This is a genomic window from Croceimicrobium hydrocarbonivorans, assembly GCF_014524565.1.
Lineage (GTDB): Bacteria > Bacteroidota > Bacteroidia > Flavobacteriales > Schleiferiaceae > Croceimicrobium > Croceimicrobium hydrocarbonivorans.
The window spans coordinates 3,922,769-3,939,687 of record NZ_CP060139.1; the positions used below are offsets into that span (position 1 = coordinate 3,922,769).

The following is a 16,919-nucleotide window of genomic DNA, read 5'->3' on the forward strand; positions in this document are numbered from 1 at the left end:
GATTATCATGGCTAGAGCTCCATTTACCAATATTCACATTCACGTTTTTAATACCGAATGTGCCCCCGAGAATTTCTTGCGCATCATTAAATCTAATTTATTGCGTAAGCATCCTAAGACCTTTAAAATCCTTATTGATAAGCGCATTACCCGGGGCCTTATCCGTCAGCTTGCGAAATGGGGCACAAAGAAAAAAGGTGAAGATTACAGCAGGATAGATAAGTACATCTCCTTTCTGGAAGTAGGTACTACCAATCGCCAATTGGACATTTACCGTGATGCCCTTTTAGTAGCGCAGAAATACGATCCCCAATGTCGATTAATCGGCCTGAGTTTGGACATGGATTATTTGGATGATAAGGGTCGTCCACCCAAGAATTTCAATACCCAATTGAAGGAATTGAAGCAGATCAAGAAATACTATCCTGATCAATTCTTTCCCTTTGTTTGTGTAGATCCACGTGGACATGCCGGCCAATTAATGGTAAACTGGATGAAGAAGTTTTTCGAGAATGGAATGCGCAGTCCGGAAACAGGTATGGTACGCCCCTATTTCGCAGGTATCAAGATGTATCCTGCCCTGGGCTTCTTCCCTTTCGATCCCCGTTTGGACGAAATGTATGCTTATGCCGAAAAAGAGGGAATTCCGATCATGACACATTGTACCCGAGTAGGAACCCAATATATCGGCCCCTCGATTGAAAGTTTGATTCCACATGAAGTGGATATGATTCAGCCTGAAAATTCGGCCTCTCCCGAATTCATTAAAGCCAAATCCGAGATTCACGCTCGAATAGAACGCTATTACAGTCAGAATCCCTCCTGGATTAAGAACAATGACTATGGCGATAATGATTTGGCCTGCGATCTCTTTGGGCATCCCCAAAACTATATTCCGGTGATGCTGAAATATCCCAAGCTTAAAATCTGCCTGGCCCATATGGGAGGCGATGATCAAATTGTGTTGATGAACCCTGAGAAACCGAACGAAAACGAGATCATCAATGTGGATGGTTATAATTGGGCCAGCCTGGTAAAGGAGCTCATGCTGACCTTCCCAAATCTATATACCGACATCTCCTACACCCTGGCCAAGCTCGATAAGGAAACGGTCCGCAACGAAATTCGAAACTGGCTGCAAAGCGCGGATCAGGAGGGCAAGTCTTTAAGTGAAAGAGTACTCTTTGGTACTGATTTCTATATGACCGAGCGTGAAGCCCGCGAATCTGAATTATACCAAAAGGCCCAGAACCATTTATCGGAATGGATGACGGTGATGAGTCGGGATAATTGTGAGCGTTACCTATTCTCAGTTTAAATCATAGCATACTGCTTAATTAAAGGATCATCCCAATCACGGTAGCTATTCGTGCAATAAATCCCATCAATATGGGGCTTTATGGCATCTAAACCATGATGAAACATCGCATGGCTTACGTAGAGGAAAACTTTGGGAGCACCCAAGGATTTCAGTTTTTCGGCTAAAGCCATAAAAGTTCGGCCTCCGTCGGCAATGTCATCTACAATTAAGCAATTGCGATTTAGCAGCTCCCCTTGCAGCAAAATTTCGGGTTGACCATTTACACGCACCTTATTGGCAGGTAGCAAATCTGCCTGAAGCTGCTGAGCAATTCTATGTAGTTCTTTATAGGCACCTGCATCCGGACTGATTAAAAGCGGCCGGCCGCTATCCAGGTATGCCTTTGCTACATAGGGTAAATGATCGATGGTTTCACTATTATTTATCAAAGCCAGGCTCACCGCGCTATGGGGATGAAAAATTCGCACTTTGGAAAAATGCATCCGATTAATAAAGTCGCTCACAATCTTTAAATCGAAAGATTCATTGGGAGCAAAGCGACGATCGGAACGTTGACTTATCAAACACAAGATTTCCAAGGTCGAATTTCGAGGTGCTTGATCCCTTTGGCTGTAATCCCAAGCCTCCTTAATACTGGCGGCCTTAAAGAGATCGCTATAGCTATTGCCGCGAATACGAACTGTAAGATCTGCCTTATCAATAATTTCAGCACTACACTGGCCATCAGAGAAGTCCTTCAACTGGTACATAATCTTGCTTGATGATTTGATTAATTCGATTTCGAATATCCGCCAAATTTACCTTCTGAACCAGTTTTCCATTTTCATAAATAAGCTTGAGAGCGCCTTCTTTTTCCTTCTGCTCCGTAACCTCCTCTTCCAAATGGAAGGAATTCTGACTCTTGGTCACTTTTACCAAGCCACAAGCTGATTTTTTAATGCCATTATCGGTAATGGGATCTTTAAAAATGCTTTGTCTTTTTCCCTTAATCACCACTGAGGTGGCTTTCATCGCAAAGCCAAAGGTGTCGCGGGTTTTGTATTGATAGGTATAAGAACCAATTCCCAAAACAACATTGGTGCTAGCAAAGCCCTTATTCGCTAGTCTTTGGCAAATTTCTTCGGCCATTTCTGGCGTGATACTATCACCATATATAGTCCCAATATGAGCATCCAACACTTTATAGCCTTGGGAGTTAATCTGCCCTCCAAAACAGTCCCAAAGCAATTCAACCACTCCTTTTTCCTGTGCGCTACCATTGGAAAGTTCCTTGGAGCTACCACAAAGGATATCTGCAGGATGACCGCTATCAGGACGAATTACCAATTTCCCCTCACGATTTAGAATTTGATCTTTTAATTGAGGTAAAATATTTTCCAGCACATTCCATAAATCCCAGGTATCGCTTACTACGGATAATATTCCCTGGGGATAAGTCTTTAAGAGTCGGGAAAAGGTTAAAAGCTCATCTTCCTTTTGACCGGCACACATAACGGAGTGCTCGGTGGCATTTACAGAGCCTAGAACAAAGCCCTTCGCATCATAAAATCTACGCAATGAAGCAATAACCGGTAGTGAATCGGAGCCTTTGAAAACGGCTGCATGGCCCATACCAGAGGCAATAGCTGCACCTATCCCTCCCATTCCTCGCATGGAGAAATCATGGGCCTGAAAATCAACTATGGCCAGATTATCGGGATCGGTTTTTAAGGCCCAATTATGTAATATGCGACGATATAGAAGAGCAATGCTAGCAGAGGTCATGCATTGCCACAATAGAGAAGAGAATAAGGTTTCCAAATAATTTGTAATCCAATAAAATTCGGCTTTGGTATTCACTAAAGTGAGCAGTGGAATTCGGGCTTCTACCTCCTCTCCTTCGGCAATGGCCTTCACTCTGATAGGTAAATAGCCTAGATCGTGTAGGGCTTCAAAATGGCTTACATCGTATTCTTGATTGAGATATAGAGAAAGCTCCTCTTTCATTTCCTGGCAAACGCGCTGCTTATCTTGACTAAAGAACTCCTTTTGAAAATGATCGTGGATAAATTGAACGGCATAGGATTGCCCAAATGAAAGCACCTTATGAATTCCGGCTGGAGCATACTTGAGACTGCGGGCGGTCCAGTTCGAATAAACTTCTTGAGTGCCTTGGGGATATTGCTGATGATGCCCTGTTTTATATCCGTCGGTGAGAAGTAAGCTGTTCATAGCAGTAATTTGCGTTATTGTTACGCAAATCTACATTCAAACTAATCAGAGCGCCAAATATTTTGCGTCCTATTTACGCAAACTAGATGCTAGCGTTTAACTATCAGGGATTTAAATTTCAAAATGAAAGCCATCCCTTTGATGCTGGAAGTACTTCTCTTGATTAAATTGAAACAAGCTTGCTGGTCTTCCCGGTCCATTTTTCACCTTTTGATCCAATTCATCCAAGATTCCGAAGGCCAGCATTTTCTTTCTGAAATTTCTACGATCTATAGATCTACCTAAAATGGACATATATAGGTTTTCGAGGTCTCCAAATAAAAATTTGGGTTCCAATAATTCGAAACCAATAGGCTCATAGCTGATTTTTGCTCTTAAGCGTTCTCTAGCGTATTCGAGAATCTTGAGGTGATCGAAAGCCAATTTAGGTAGCTCGTCTAATTGGAACCATTGACTATCCTCGGCATCTGTATCTGCTTTAATTTCAAAATGATCTGGGCGCACCAATCCAAAATAGGCGACGCTTACAATATGTCGCCTAGGGTCACGCTTTGGATCGCCAAAGGTGTAAAGCTGTTCCAGGTAATTTAGTTGAACTCCGGTTTCTTCTTTAAGCTCCCGAGACACCGCCTCTTCCAAAGACTCGCCCTCTAAAACAAAACCTCCGGGAAGGGCCCAACCGCCTTTAAAGGGCTCATACTTACGGCGAATTAATAAAATCGACAGGCCTTGTTCAGGCTGATATCCGAAGACAACTGCATCGACACTTAAAGAAATACCTGCTTTTTCCATGGAATCCAAAATTAGGGAATACTGCTTTGCTGAATAAAAAAAGAAAAGCCACCCGTTTGCACAGGTGGCTAATCGAAACAACAATCCGAGTACACAGCTTTAATTCAGTATCCAGGGAAGCACCAACCAGACTAAGGCTAAACCAATAAAAACAACGTATTTCACATTCTTAAGGGTACGCGGATCGAGCTGTTTAATCTTCTCCATGGTATTCATAATTGTATCATTTTAAGCAGGCTGTTCTCGGATCCATGAATTCGGATCCCACGTAGATTTTCGGGATAATTGCTCCATTTGTAAACGGCAATTACCGCTTCTACCAAGCCTGGGGTTAGAGCTTTTGGCGCTTGCGCGATAAAGTCGAAATCGTAAGTCCCGTCTATGGGAGGGAAATCATAAGTACGGAGCTTTAATTTGGGAGGCACCCATCCTTCAGCAGTACACTGCCCTACCGCAGAAATGCGGAGCTCACGTTGAGGCAATTCTTTAAAGTGCAGTTTCACACTATTTACCTCTTCAACTTGATGTAAAACTTGAGTAAGGGTTTCCATTGTTAAAGCACTAATGTTTCGACGATTCAAAAGTGCATAGTGCATAATGGCTATTCAAGAGGAGAAAGCCTGTATCTTGAGGGAAAATCCCCCGTCCCAAAAAGGATAATCCTCCGATTCGCCATCGAGGCCTTGTGTTTTACAGGATGGCCTTTACTTTTACTCTCGTAATAACAATCCCTAAACAATAAGTCGATGTCAAAGAAAATCACAAATTGGACTGCTGAAGCGGCAGAAATGATTCTCAACTATCAAAACGATGACAATCTAGTTCTTCCTACCGCTACAGGTGGTAAACTCAAGGGTTTAATGGTTGATAAGGAGCATGTGATGAACATGATGGAGAATCCTGATCACAATATCACCAAGCTCTTTATGATTTTTGGTTTGAAAAATGAAGCAGATGGTCAACAGAGTTTTCGCATCGTGCTTTGCGGAGTAGATGAGAATGATAAAATGGTAATCGATCCTTCTTATGATTATTGTGATCCTTGCCCATTGACTTGTGCTGATTTGGACGCCCACTTATAATCATTTGAATTAATTAATGATTTATAATACTTCCTTCCCCCCCTGGTATCCTGGAACAATGGCTATGGTCATTCATCCGGGATACCTTTTTTACATTTTTATTGTACTCGCAGTAGTCATTGTGGGATGGATTAATATTAAATCACTTAATAAAGCGAATCAATACCTTACTTACTTATGTACTCTGGTTTTTGTCTCTGAAGTATCAGCGAAACTAGCCGTGCTTTTAGGACATAGCAATCACCCCTTTTATCATAACCTATTACCAATTCAAGGGATAGGCTATGGTTTGATTTTTAGTTACTTCCTGTCTAATCTCCGTACCCGTGGAAATTGGTTTATCTATTTAGGAGTTCTATTTGCCTTGATTTCTGCTGGGATTAGTGCAGTGAGCTATAATGGGAAATTTGGTTTCCCTTCAACCAACATCAGTTTACTGAGTATCTTAATGATCTTCGGATCACTCTATCTTTATTATCGAATCATCTTAAGTCCCTCTGAGAAGTCCCTTTTTCAGCTAGGTTCATTTTGGTTTGCAACCGGTAATTTGTTTTTCTATGCCGGAACTTTCTTGATATTTGGCTTATATCAGTGGATTGTAGATAAAAATGCTCCCTTACCTATTTGGGTGCCTAATGCAATTAGGGTTCTAAATGTTATCATGTATGGCTCTTATTTAGTGAGTATAAGCCTAAACGCCAAAGAGAAAAACCATTAGCATGACCAATAATAATGTGGAGATATTCATGATTTTAGGCACCTTAGGAGCTTTACTTCTAATTGCCTTTGTGATTATTGTGGTTGTCTTGTACCGGCGCTCTCAGTTAAAATTCCAGCTCGAAAGGCAAGCCATGCATCAAGCGCTCTTGCAAACCGAAGTAGAGATTCGTGAGCAAACCTTGAAAAACATTTCGCGCGACCTCCACGATAATCTGGGGCAGATCGCTTCCCTAATCAAGATCAACCTGAACCTTCTTTCCAAAAACCTGGATGAGAAGGATCAACAGCATATCGACGAGTCTAAGGACTTACTGAAGAACCTAATTGCTGATATCCGTGCCCTCTCCTCTTCCCTTTCCAATGAAACCTTGGCCAAGCAAGGTCTGGTGAAAATGATTGAGTCGGATTTGGATCGTGTACGTCGCTCGGGCGCCCTAAAAATTATCTTTGATAATCGCTATGAAAATCAAAATCTGCCGGCAAACTCCGCTATTTTCCTTTACCGTATGTTCCAGGAACTGCTGAATAACACCCTTAAACATGCTCAGGCTGATACCTTTAGCATATTGCTGGAAGGTGAAGGTCCGCAGATTCGCCTAGTGGCAAAGGATAATGGTGTGGGGATTCCTCCGGAAAAACTGGCCGATCCCGAAAGAGGATTAAGCGGTAATGGATTAATAAACCTTAAGGAGCGCTGCGAAATGATCGGCGCCAGCTACGATTTCCAAAGCGCAGCCAATCAAGGCACCCGTGTAAGCATCCAACTAAAGAAAGAAATATGAGCAGCAACAGTACCATTAAAATTGCCGTAGTAGACGACCATAGCCTTTTTCGTAAGGGTCTGGTAACCTTGATTCATCAGGTAGATTCCAAGTTTAAGGTGGTTATGGAAGCGGCAAATGGCAAGGAGTTTTTAGCTCAATTGGCTGCTAATCCCCTGCCGGACTTAGTGGTTTTGGATTATGATATGCCCATTATGGATGGCCATGAAACCACTAAAGCCCTGAAAAAAGATTATCCGGGTTTAGGGATTTTAATGTTGACCATAAAGGATGATGAGAATTCCTTAATCCGCATGCTTAAAGCCGGAGTGAATGGCTATTTGAATAAGGACGTAGAACCTGAGGAATTGCAGGCTGCTATTCGTTCCGTGTATCAAAATGGCTTCCACTATACCGATAATCTCACTGGCAAATTAGTGCATGCCATTCGTTTTCCGGAAAAAGATCAAGGGGCTAAGCTTAGTGATCAGGAAATGCGCTTTTTGGAATTGGCCTGTTCGGAACTAACCTATAAGGAAATTGCCGATCAAATGTGCTTAAGCGAGAAAACCATAGATGGCTATCGCGCCAAGCTCTTCGAAAAGCTGGAAGTACGCTCTCGCGTTGGCTTAGCGATGTTTGCGGTGAAGAATGATTTAATTTCCCTCTAAGACCTTAACTGCTTCGGCGGCAAATTGGGTACTCAGAGCTACGCCCATGCCGCCAAATCGTCCACAGTACCATAAACCAGGTTCTAAAGACTGCATCAGCGGTTCTTTAGAATTACCAGTGGCAATGATGCCTGACCATTGGCTTTCAATTTTCCATTGATCGCCCATTGCCAAGTCATTAGTTAGGAATTGCTGTAAATAGTCTTGAATTGTAGTGGTTAAGCCCATTTGGGAAGTGGTCTCAGCTTCCAAAGCTAAATGCCTCGCCCCACCTATTAATAAGCGATCTCCGATGGTTCGGAAATAGATATAACCCTTGCGGGCGTGGTAATTCCCGGGCTTTAAACCATGATCAAAAGGCTGGGTGACCAGCACTTGATTGCGGGCCGGTTTCAAATCCAAATTATAGCCAGGCAGGCCAAAGGCATTAGTGGCAAAAACGACTTGCGTAGCTTGCCAAATCCCTTGATTGGTTTCCAGTTGCCAAGCTCCAGCATTAGATTCAACCGCTTGAACTTCGATAGCATTTAAGATGCGAACCCCAGTTTCAGTAACCAATTTTCGTAATTGCACTAAAGCCTTAACAGGATCTAATTGCGCTTCCAAAGGACTGTAAATAGAGCCTAGTATTCCTCTATTTAATGTTTCGCTATCTGTTTGATATAATGCATCTTGAGTGTATTTACCGAAAGTTTTATTTAAAGCCTCTATATGCGTTTGTGCCGCTTCCCATTCCTCCCTTTGATCTTGAAAAAACAGCTCAGTTCCTCCTAATTGCTGCCAGTCTATTTGAGACGCTCCCACCAGCGCTTTTAAAAAGTTCAAGCCATGAATGCGACGCTCTATTAATTGCAGCGCTGCCTCTGCGCCCATCAGTTTCACATCGGATAGGTATTCGCCCACTGTGCCATAGCAAGCAAAGCCCGCATTTTTAGAACTGGCACCTTCGGCCAAAACATCTCGCTCTAAAAGCAAAACCTTCTTAAGCGGATTCTGCTTTTGAAAATGATAAGCCATTGAAAGACCACAAAAGCCGCCACCCACCACAATGAGATCCCAGTGTTGCGGATAAAATTGACGTTCCCAAAAGGACCAGGTTTTCTGCATTTCTAAACCATTCGATGGCCACGAAGTTAAGCTTATGTAAGATTTATCGCTAGCTGACATTTGTCATACCATTCCCGGCCATTCTCTTGTAATATCGTATAGAATTTAAGCCCTGCACCGTGAAAAACCTGCAAATCATCTATCCCACTGACTTCTCTGAACTCAGCATCGATACCTTGAACGCTTTAATTCCCTTCTTAAAGCAAGGAAATAATCGATTAGTCCTATTACATGCTGCTCAGCGTAAGCGAAAATCTTTGGCTGCAGATAAAGTAGCCACCCAAGAAGCCTTTGATCATTTTGTGAGCGCATGTCCTGGCTTGACAGGCTTACAATACGAATGCCGCTGGGACTTTGCCATCTCCAAAGAACTGATCTTACAGGAATCCGATAAGGTAGAATGCGACTTGGTTATAATGGCCACCAAAGGCGCTAAAGGTCTGGACCGACTCTGGGGCAGTAAAACCGAAGCGGTAGTGCGAGATGCCATCGTACCCATTATCGTGCTTCCCAAAGGCGCTGCTCTTACCGAGGTTAATCGCATTGTTCTGGCTGTAGACTATGAAGAATTGAGCTGCGATCATCGCCTCAGTCCCCTTTTGCAATTGGCGGATCACATGAAAACGGAAATTGACGTCCTTACCGTAAACCGGAAGGAAGAACAACTCAGTCGCAAAGAAAAAATGCACCGCAAGCAATTGAAATACCGCTTGCAGGACTTCCCTCACCGCTTTAGTTATCATTTTGAAAATGAAGTGGGTGAAGGATTAATCAAATACGCTAAAGCCCACCGGGCCTCCTTAATTGCCATTATGCCGCGTGACTACCATTTTCTGGAGTCCATATTCCACGAAAGCTTGTCTCGCAAAATGATATTAGATAGTCCGGTACCACTTTTAATTCTGAAATGATGAACAGCACTGCCTTCGACAATCTCGAGAAACTCAGTCAGGATTTATACCAAAAACTGATTAGCGATGCCCAATCCGAAATTGAGTCGCTTCAGGCGGAAGCCGCCAAAGAACGCGAAGCCCTATTAAACGATGCCCGGACCAAAGCCGAACAATATCAGAAGGAAGCGGAACGTCAGGCTGATTTGTACAAGGAACGCCGACTCCAAGAATTGAAACAAGAATCCTTGCATTTGCGGGAAAAACTGCAAAGGAATTTGGAAGGTTTCTTAAAGGCCGAAGTTCTGGAAGGCCCTACCGATAAGGCTTTTGAAGATCAGGAATTCATCGAAAAGCTGCTCCTCAAGCTATTGGAGCAATTTGATCCCAAATCCTATCAATTACAATGGCCCAAAGATTGGCAAGCAGAAAGCCTGGCTCAACTGCAAAAGAAATTACCGGATTGGCAGTTTGAAATTCGGGAGAATGCTCGACTGAGCCTACAAAGCAGTGAGGCGGGATTGGAGTTCAGAATTGACGCTGAAGCCTTTAAAGCCCTCCTGGATGAATACTTTAATCAGGAACTCCGAGACTTAATCCTGCAAAATGACTGAGTACTACTACATACTCAGCTCGATGCCAGACCTAGATCTGGAAAAACGACCTTCGGAAGAAGCACTGGAAGAGGCCATTGAATTGATACTTAGGCAAATTCAGGATGAAGACCGCGAAAGCCTGGCTTGGTTTTTCCGTCGCAATGACCTCTATAATCTGATTGAGTTCTGGCAATTTGAATATGGGCATCTCCTCCATCGTCCCCTGCGTAAACCTTATTCTTTAGACCAGGAGAAATTGAAGAATCTCCGCTTGGAGCCCGAAGTACTACCCAGCTTCTTACAAGAATGGTATCGGGAAAACCAAGAAAGCATGGGCCATTGGTCAGCCAACCGTATTGAAACCGAAGTTCATAAACTCTTTTTCGATGCGATTGAAGCCTTGCCTCCGAGCTTTATTCGCGATTATTTCCTTTTTGAGAAAGAGATGCGCGCCTTTATGGCAACTTATCATCAGAGTCGCTATGCCTTTCTCGATTCTGAAGTACAATGGCTCAATCGAGAGATTAGTCAGGGTTTGCATAAAAACCCCGTTCAAATTAATTCGGCTCTGCTATTGGAAAACCCCTGGTTGGATAAGCTCCTCAAAGCCTTGGATAGCAAAGAACCCAAAACCATTAGCCTGGCGGTACATCAGGTATTATGGGCTAAGGCCGATGAATTAAGCAAGGCTCATTATTTCGACCTGACCGCTTTATTGAATTACTGCGCTAAGCTTTTCCTTTTATACCGCAGAGAACAACTGAGTGAAAATCGCAAAGAGGCTCGTTTACAAGCATTGGTAGATGAGGCTCTGCAAAATATATCGCAGCATGACTAAGGGAAAAATCACCGCCATTCTGAGCAATCTCCTGCAAGTGGAAGTGGATGGCCCGATTCGGCAAAATGAGATTTGCTACGTTTTAAAAGCAGGCGAAGAGCTGATGGCCGAAGTTATTAAGATTAATGGCAATATTGCCTTTGCCCAGCTATTTGAAGCGGGCTCTGGTTTAAAAGCTGGTGATCCGGTGCGTTTTAGCGGCGAATTACTGGAAGTGAGTTTAGGGCCTGGTCTGCTTAGCAAGAACTTCGATGGATTGCAAAACGATCTGGAAGCCATGCCCGGCAGCTTTATACAAGCCGGTCAACGCACTCCTGCCTTGGATCTGGATGAAGAATATGAATTCACCCCATTAGTAGAACCGGGCGCCGTTTTAGAAGCAGGAGACGCCTTTGGCGAGGTGCCCGAGAATGCTTTGAAGCATGCCATAATGTTGCCCTTCAAATTCGAGGGTAAATGGGAAATAATTGAAATCGCTCCGGCCGGAACCTACCCTCTGAAACATATCGTGGCCAAGGTTAAGAATGATAAAGGCGAAAGTCGTGAACTGAGCATGGTGCAGAAATGGCCGGTAAAATGGCCGATAAAGAACTATCTGCGTAAGGAAAGACCCGCCGAAATTTTCCGTACGGGATTAAGGGTAATCGATAGCCTCAACCCCATTGCTGAAGGCGGTACTGCCTATATCCCCGGTGCTTTTGGTACTGGAAAAACGGTATTGCAGCAGGCCATTGCCAAGAACAATCGCGCGGAAGTGGTAATTCTGGTAGCTTGTGGCGAACGGGCTAATGAGGTAGTAGAAATCTTTCACAGTTTTCCGGAATTGGAAGACCTGGCCACTGGACGGAAATTGAAAGACAAAACCACCATTGTTTGTAATACCTCCAATATGCCGGTTGCCGCGCGGGAAGCCTCGGTTTATGTAGGCATGACCATGGCTGAATACTACCGCAGTATGGGCCATAAGGTGCTGCTTTTGGCAGATAGTACATCTCGCTGGGCACAGGCCCTAAGGGAGATGAGTAACCGTATGGAAGAATTACCAGGTACGGATGCCTTCCCGGTAGAGTTGCCAGCAGTAATTGCCAATTTCTACGGTCGGGCCGGAAAGGTGGAAATGCGCAATGGCACTAAGGGCTCTGTAACCTTCCTGGGTACGGTATCCCCCGCTGGTGGTAACTTTAAAGAACCGGTAACGGAATCTACCTCCAAAGTAGCGCGTTGCTTTTATGCCCTTTCTCAAAAACGTGCGGATGCCAAGCGCTATCCCGCCATTGATCCCTTGCAATCCTACAGCCGTTATTTGGATTATGAAGAGTTTCAGGCCTTTGCCGCTAAAAACATTGAGAGCGATTGGATTGAGAAAGTAAATCGGGCTAAAAACCTATTATCCAAAGGGATTGAGGCTCGAGATCAGATTTCCATTTTAGGGGATGATTCGGTGCCCTTGGATTATCATCGTGATTTCTGGAAAAGTGAATTGATTGATTTCGCTTTTATCCAGCAGGATTCCTTTGATGATACGGATATGAATTCGAGTCTGGAACGCCAGTCCTTTATGTTAAATAGAGTATTGGATATCTGCGACAAGCCTCAAGAATTTGAGGATTTTAGCGCGGTGAGTGCCTTTTATAAGAAGGTGATCAACCTCTTTAAACAGATGAATTACAGCGACTTTGAGTCGGATGACTTCCAAAAATTCAATACCGAGCTCGAAGCCCTTTTTAACCTTCAAAGCACAGAAGCATGATTGCCAAGGCTTTTCAACCCATATATAGCCGGATTAAGGCCCTAACCAAAGCTACCATTACCCTGGATGCCGATGGCGTTCAATACGATGAGCTCGCTTGGGTAGACGGACGTACCGCTCAGGTAATTAAAGTGGATGGTAAAGAAGTGAGTTTGCAAGTCTTTTCCGGCACCGAAGGTCTGGGTACCAATGCTCAGGTAGTCTTTTCAGGAAGCGCTCCGAATATACATCTAAGTCCTTTATTAGCTGGTCGTTACTTTAACGCATTTGGAGTACCACTTGATGGTAAAGATAAGGTGCAAGGTGAAGAACGAGATGTAAAAGGAGCCACCGTAAATCCGGTACGCAGGCAATTGCCCTCCGAATTATTAGCCACTGGTATTGCGGGCATTGACCTCAATAATACCCTGGTTACCGGTCAAAAGATTCCCTTCTTCGCCGATCCTGATCAGCCTTATAATCGCATTTTGGCCGAGGTTGCCATGCGAGCTGATTCCGATCGAATTGTATTGGGAGGTATGGGAATCTCCCATGATGACTTCCTGATGTTTCAACAGCGCTTTAACAGCAGTGGCGCGGGCGACAAGATTGTGAGCTTCATTAATACCTCTGAAGATCCACCCCTGGAACGCTTGCTGATTCCGGATTTGGTATGCACTGCCGCCGAATACTTTGCCTATGAAAAGCAAGAGAAAGTTTTGGTGCTCTTAACCGATATGACTCTCTACGCCGATGCTTTGGCGATTGTATCCAATAAAATGGATCAGATTCCTAGTAAAGATGCCATGCCTGGCTCCCTCTATTCGGATTTAGCCCGGATTTATGAAAAGGCGGTACAGTTTCAAAATGGAGGCTCTATTACCATTATTGCGGTCACCACCTTGAATGATGGAGATATTACCCATGCCATTCCAGATAATACCGGCTATATCACTGAAGGACAGCTTTATTTAAAGAAAGATCCCGAAACCGGCCTAACCATTATTGACCCCTTCCGGAGTTTATCCCGCTTAAAGCAAAATGTAATAGGCATTAAAACTCGGGAGGACCATCCTCAAGTGATGAATGCCCTGGTAAGGCTGTATGCCGATGCCTCAGAAGCGCGTAGTAAAAAGGAAAACGGCTTCGACCTCAATGAATATGATGAGCGAAGCTTGCGCTTTGCAGAGGCCTATACGCGCGAATTACTGGATGTTCAGCTCAATATCGGGACCGAAGAAATGCTCGATCGGGGATGGCGCCTGATGAGTCGCTTCTTTAAGGACTATGAACTAGGCATTCGCCAAAATTTAATCGACAAATATTGGCCTGAGGCAAAATCATGAACCGCGCGATCTCCTATAATAAATCGACTATTCAGGAATTTCGGAAGCAATTGCAAGTGCGCCGAAAAGCCCTGCCTGTGCTTATGCGCAAGGAAACAGCCTTACGCCAGGTTATAGCAGATCGCAAACCGGAATTAAAGCATTTGCAAAAGGAATATCAGGCCGAATGGCAGCGATTGCAAGGCTATGAGAATATTTGGAATGATCTGCCTTCAGTATTAAGGGTTAAATCCATCCAAACCGAAGAACATAATATTGCCGGTACCCGCATAGAACGCTTGGTAAAAGTGGAATACGAGGCCTTACAACTCAATCCCCTTTACGAACCAGCCTGGATGCCCGCAGCTTTGGAGGCCTTGCAAAACTTGATTGAACTAAAGCTCCAACTGCAATTCCGCCAGAAAGAATTAGAAAGTCTGGAACAGGCACGGAAGAAAACTACCCAAAAGGTGAACCTCTACGAGAAAGTGCAGATACCTGAATATGAAGAAGGTATTCGTAAAGTGAAACGCTTTTTGGAAGACAAGGAAAACATAGCCACTGCCGCTAAGAAGATTGCCAAGAACCGTAAAATGAGCCGCAATGAAAGCTAGGATGTTAAAAGTGGATCTTTTAATTCGGGAGGCAGAGCGAAAGGAATTAACAGAGGCCCTGCAAAAGCTCGGGCTCCTGCATATTGAAAAGCTTGGTAGCGAAAGCAGCCTCCAGAATCATGCGGATTGGAAAGAGTGGCTGGAGCTTAAAAATTGGTTAGGAGCTCGGGAAGCGGAAGCCCATGAATTTGAAGCTCAAACATTAACAGGCCCCTTAATCCCTCAATTGAAGCAATTTAAAAAGGATTGGAGCCTTTGGAAACATCGCCAAGAAGATTATTCGAAATCACTGGCATTTTGGGGAATTTGGCAGGATTACAACCCTAATTTATGGCAAGAACTGGAATCTGTTGGTCTTAAAATTCAGCTCTACCAATGTTCTAAAAGAGAATGGCCCCAATATCAAGCGCAAGCTTTTTTAATCGGACAAAAGGATGAAAGCCTTTATTTCTGCCGCATTAGCGCTAAAGAAAATAAAGAGGATCTAAACCTTGAAGCGCTTAGCCTCCCTCCTTTTAGGGCGCATGAACTTCAAGCTATTGCAGTTGAGCTTAATCAGGAAGAGCATCGCTTACAAAGCCTTTTAGTCAGCTTCTTAAAAGCAAAAGAGGAATTAGAAGCCGAAGCAGCTGCCATTAAAGAAAACTGGGAATTTCAAGCGGGTATGGAAACCTGGCAAAATTTAAAAGCCACCCCTCTCACCCATTTACAGGCCTGGATTCCGGAAAAGTCCGAAGCGGAATTTCGTCAAACTTGCAGCTCCCTGCCCCTGGCCTTTAGATTGCAAGTTCCTGATCGTAAAGACAATGTGCCCGTACAATTGGAGAACAATGCCTTTAATCGGCTTTTTGAGCCCATCACCCAGATTTTCCAATTACCGCATTATTATGAGTTTGACCTCACTCCGATGATCGCGGTTTTTTACCCTATTCTCTTTGCTTATTGTCTGGGAGATGCGGGTTACGGTGCCATCATGACATTAGCCGTGCTGATTGGCTGGTTCACCTTTTTGAAAAAACAAAGAGCCCTGGCCGCCTTGGTGGGTATCCTGGGCATCAGTACCACCATAATGGGCTTTATTAAAAGCGGAAGCTTATTTGGGGTGGCCCTAAGTGCTAATGCAGATCAGGCTTGGATTCGCAGTTTAAGCGATTGGGTAATTATTCCCGATGACAGCTCCTTCTTTTTCAATGCTTTTAATGTGGCCTTATTAATTGGGGTGCTACAAATATTAATAGGTATTGGTATCGCCATCGCCAAAGCCTGGTATTATGATGGCTTTAAAGCCTCTTTATCCCTTTGGGGGAAGCTATTGATCGTGATTTCCTCCGTAGCCCTGTTTATGGCCGACACGCTCCAATTAAGCGCGGGGTCAATTCAATTATTGATTTTCAGTCTGATATTTGGAATTGCCCTTATCATGTTCTTCCACGATTTAAGTCAGGCCTTACTGGTCCGCATGGGCAGCAGTATTTTACCGCTCTTTTTCATTTTCACCGGCCTTTTAGGTGATGTACTCTCTTACGTGCGACTCTTTGCCTTAGGTGTAACCTCCGCCGTATTAGGCTTGGTGGTAAACCGTATTGGAACCGATATGATGAGTGATAATTGGTGGACCTGGATTGGTGCCGGAGCCTTTCTACTATTTGGGCACGGGCTCAATTTTGTACTGGCTGCTTTGGGCTCCTTTATCCACCCCCTCCGACTCACCTTCGTAGAATTTTACAATAACGCTCAATTTGAAGGCGGAGGCCAGTCCTACCATGCCTTTAAGAAACATAAACCCTTTAAAAACTCACACAATGGAAACAGCTAACCTCGCTCTAATTTTGGCATTCGTAGGATTTGGAATCTTGATTGCCCTGGCCGGAACCGGAAGTATAATGGGAACCGCTGCTGGCGCTATGGCCACAGTTGGAGCCGTAAAAAAACGTCCGGATGCCTTCGGCTCTTTCATTGTATTGAGTGCCCTCCCTGGAACCCAAGGTTTATATGGCTTTGCGGGTTTCTTTATCCTGCAGGAATTTGTAGGCCCGGAAATGACGCTTTTACAAGGAGCCGGAATTTTGGGAGGGGGAATTGCCTTGGGATTGGCCGGCTTGTTTTCCGGTATCTATCAAGGTAAGGTTTGTGCCAGTGGCATTGATGCCATTGGCAATGGTAATGATGTTTTTGGTCGTACCCTGATTTTAGCCGTATTCCCAGAACTCTACGCTATTATTGCCTTTGCGGCCCTCTTCCTGATCCGTGGAATCCTATAAT

General features: G+C 44.1%; 18 protein-coding genes. 13 read left to right on the top strand and 5 right to left on the bottom strand.

What is annotated here, in order from left to right; translation table 11 throughout:
- The first annotated feature begins 7 nt into the window (after window positions 1-7).
- Window positions 8-1,318, top strand: a complete 1,311-nt coding sequence (locus H4K34_RS17605) for an amidohydrolase family protein (RefSeq protein ID WP_210758699.1) — start codon at window positions 8-10, stop codon at window positions 1,316-1,318.
- On the opposite strand, the gene H4K34_RS17610 is transcribed toward H4K34_RS17605, so the two are convergent.
- The 4 genes from H4K34_RS17610 to H4K34_RS17625 form a co-directional block, all read right to left on the bottom strand.
- Entirely contained in the window at window positions 1,315-2,070 is a 756-nt protein-coding gene (locus H4K34_RS17610; RefSeq protein WP_246452153.1) for a ribose-phosphate diphosphokinase, read from the bottom strand. The genes H4K34_RS17605 and H4K34_RS17610 overlap by 4 nt on opposite strands.
- Entirely contained in the window at window positions 2,045-3,532 is a 1,488-nt protein-coding gene (locus tag H4K34_RS17615; protein WP_210758700.1) for a nicotinate phosphoribosyltransferase, read from the bottom strand. The genes H4K34_RS17610 and H4K34_RS17615 overlap by 26 nt, the downstream gene beginning before the upstream one ends.
- Before the next feature lie 111 nt (window positions 3,533-3,643).
- A complete protein-coding gene (locus tag H4K34_RS17620; protein ID WP_210758701.1) occupies window positions 3,644-4,324 on the bottom strand; it encodes an NUDIX hydrolase in 681 nt (226 codons plus the stop codon).
- A gap of 212 nt (window positions 4,325-4,536) precedes the next feature.
- Window positions 4,537-4,920, bottom strand: coding sequence for a hypothetical protein (locus tag H4K34_RS17625; protein ID WP_210758702.1), 384 nt, complete (start codon window positions 4,918-4,920; stop codon window positions 4,537-4,539).
- A gap of 150 nt (window positions 4,921-5,070) precedes the next feature.
- On the opposite strand from H4K34_RS17625, the gene H4K34_RS17630 reads away from it, so the two are divergent.
- Genes H4K34_RS17630 through H4K34_RS17645 form a run of 4 tightly spaced genes read left to right on the top strand, consistent with a single transcriptional unit; the run spans window position 5,071 to window position 7,558 of the window.
- Window positions 5,071-5,406, top strand: coding sequence for a hypothetical protein (locus H4K34_RS17630; RefSeq protein WP_210758703.1), 336 nt, complete (start codon window positions 5,071-5,073; stop codon window positions 5,404-5,406).
- A 16-nt stretch (window positions 5,407-5,422) separates the two neighbouring features.
- On the top strand, window positions 5,423-6,124 hold the full coding sequence (locus H4K34_RS17635; protein WP_210758704.1) for a hypothetical protein: 702 nt from the start codon (window positions 5,423-5,425) through the stop codon (window positions 6,122-6,124).
- Window position 6,125: 1 nt separating this feature from the next.
- Complete coding sequence (locus H4K34_RS17640; protein WP_210758705.1) at window positions 6,126-6,908, top strand: sensor histidine kinase; 783 nt, start codon at window positions 6,126-6,128, stop codon at window positions 6,906-6,908.
- Window positions 6,905-7,558 (top strand): response regulator, encoded by a 654-nt coding sequence (locus H4K34_RS17645; RefSeq protein ID WP_210758706.1) that lies wholly within the window; start codon window positions 6,905-6,907, stop codon window positions 7,556-7,558. Before H4K34_RS17640 ends, H4K34_RS17645 begins: the two co-directional genes overlap by 4 nt.
- Here the strand turns inward: H4K34_RS17645 and H4K34_RS17650 are convergent.
- Window positions 7,544-8,665, bottom strand: a complete 1,122-nt coding sequence (locus H4K34_RS17650) for an NAD(P)/FAD-dependent oxidoreductase (protein WP_210758707.1) — start codon at window positions 8,663-8,665, stop codon at window positions 7,544-7,546. The two genes, H4K34_RS17645 and H4K34_RS17650, sit on opposite strands and share 15 nt — an antisense overlap.
- A gap of 119 nt (window positions 8,666-8,784) precedes the next feature.
- On the opposite strand from H4K34_RS17650, the gene H4K34_RS17655 reads away from it, so the two are divergent.
- From H4K34_RS17655 to H4K34_RS17690, 8 genes are read left to right on the top strand one after another with little or no spacing between them, the layout of a single operon-like run.
- Window positions 8,785-9,576, top strand: a complete 792-nt coding sequence (locus tag H4K34_RS17655) for a universal stress protein (RefSeq protein WP_210758708.1) — start codon at window positions 8,785-8,787, stop codon at window positions 9,574-9,576.
- Window positions 9,573-10,169, top strand: a complete 597-nt coding sequence (locus H4K34_RS17660) for a hypothetical protein (protein ID WP_210758709.1) — start codon at window positions 9,573-9,575, stop codon at window positions 10,167-10,169. Before H4K34_RS17655 ends, H4K34_RS17660 begins: the two co-directional genes overlap by 4 nt.
- Window positions 10,162-10,989, top strand: coding sequence for a DUF2764 family protein (locus H4K34_RS17665; protein WP_210758710.1), 828 nt, complete (start codon window positions 10,162-10,164; stop codon window positions 10,987-10,989). The genes H4K34_RS17660 and H4K34_RS17665 overlap by 8 nt, the downstream gene beginning before the upstream one ends.
- Window positions 10,982-12,739: a V-type ATP synthase subunit A gene (locus H4K34_RS17670; RefSeq protein WP_210758711.1), complete on the top strand. Its 1,758-nt coding sequence runs from the start codon at window positions 10,982-10,984 to the stop codon at window positions 12,737-12,739. The genes H4K34_RS17665 and H4K34_RS17670 overlap by 8 nt, the downstream gene beginning before the upstream one ends.
- Window positions 12,736-14,064: a V-type ATP synthase subunit B gene (locus tag H4K34_RS17675; protein ID WP_210758712.1), complete on the top strand. Its 1,329-nt coding sequence runs from the start codon at window positions 12,736-12,738 to the stop codon at window positions 14,062-14,064. The genes H4K34_RS17670 and H4K34_RS17675 overlap by 4 nt, the downstream gene beginning before the upstream one ends.
- A complete protein-coding gene (locus tag H4K34_RS17680; protein ID WP_210758713.1) occupies window positions 14,061-14,657 on the top strand; it encodes a V-type ATP synthase subunit D in 597 nt (198 codons plus the stop codon). The genes H4K34_RS17675 and H4K34_RS17680 overlap by 4 nt, the downstream gene beginning before the upstream one ends.
- Window positions 14,647-16,473, top strand: a complete 1,827-nt coding sequence (locus H4K34_RS17685; RefSeq protein WP_210758714.1) for a V-type ATP synthase subunit I — start codon at window positions 14,647-14,649, stop codon at window positions 16,471-16,473. The genes H4K34_RS17680 and H4K34_RS17685 overlap by 11 nt, the downstream gene beginning before the upstream one ends.
- The gene (locus H4K34_RS17690) at window positions 16,460-16,918 is read left to right on the top strand and encodes a hypothetical protein (protein ID WP_210758715.1); all 459 of its coding nucleotides are present in this window, start codon (window positions 16,460-16,462) and stop codon (window positions 16,916-16,918) included. Before H4K34_RS17685 ends, H4K34_RS17690 begins: the two co-directional genes overlap by 14 nt.
- Window position 16,919: the final 1 nt, after the last annotated feature.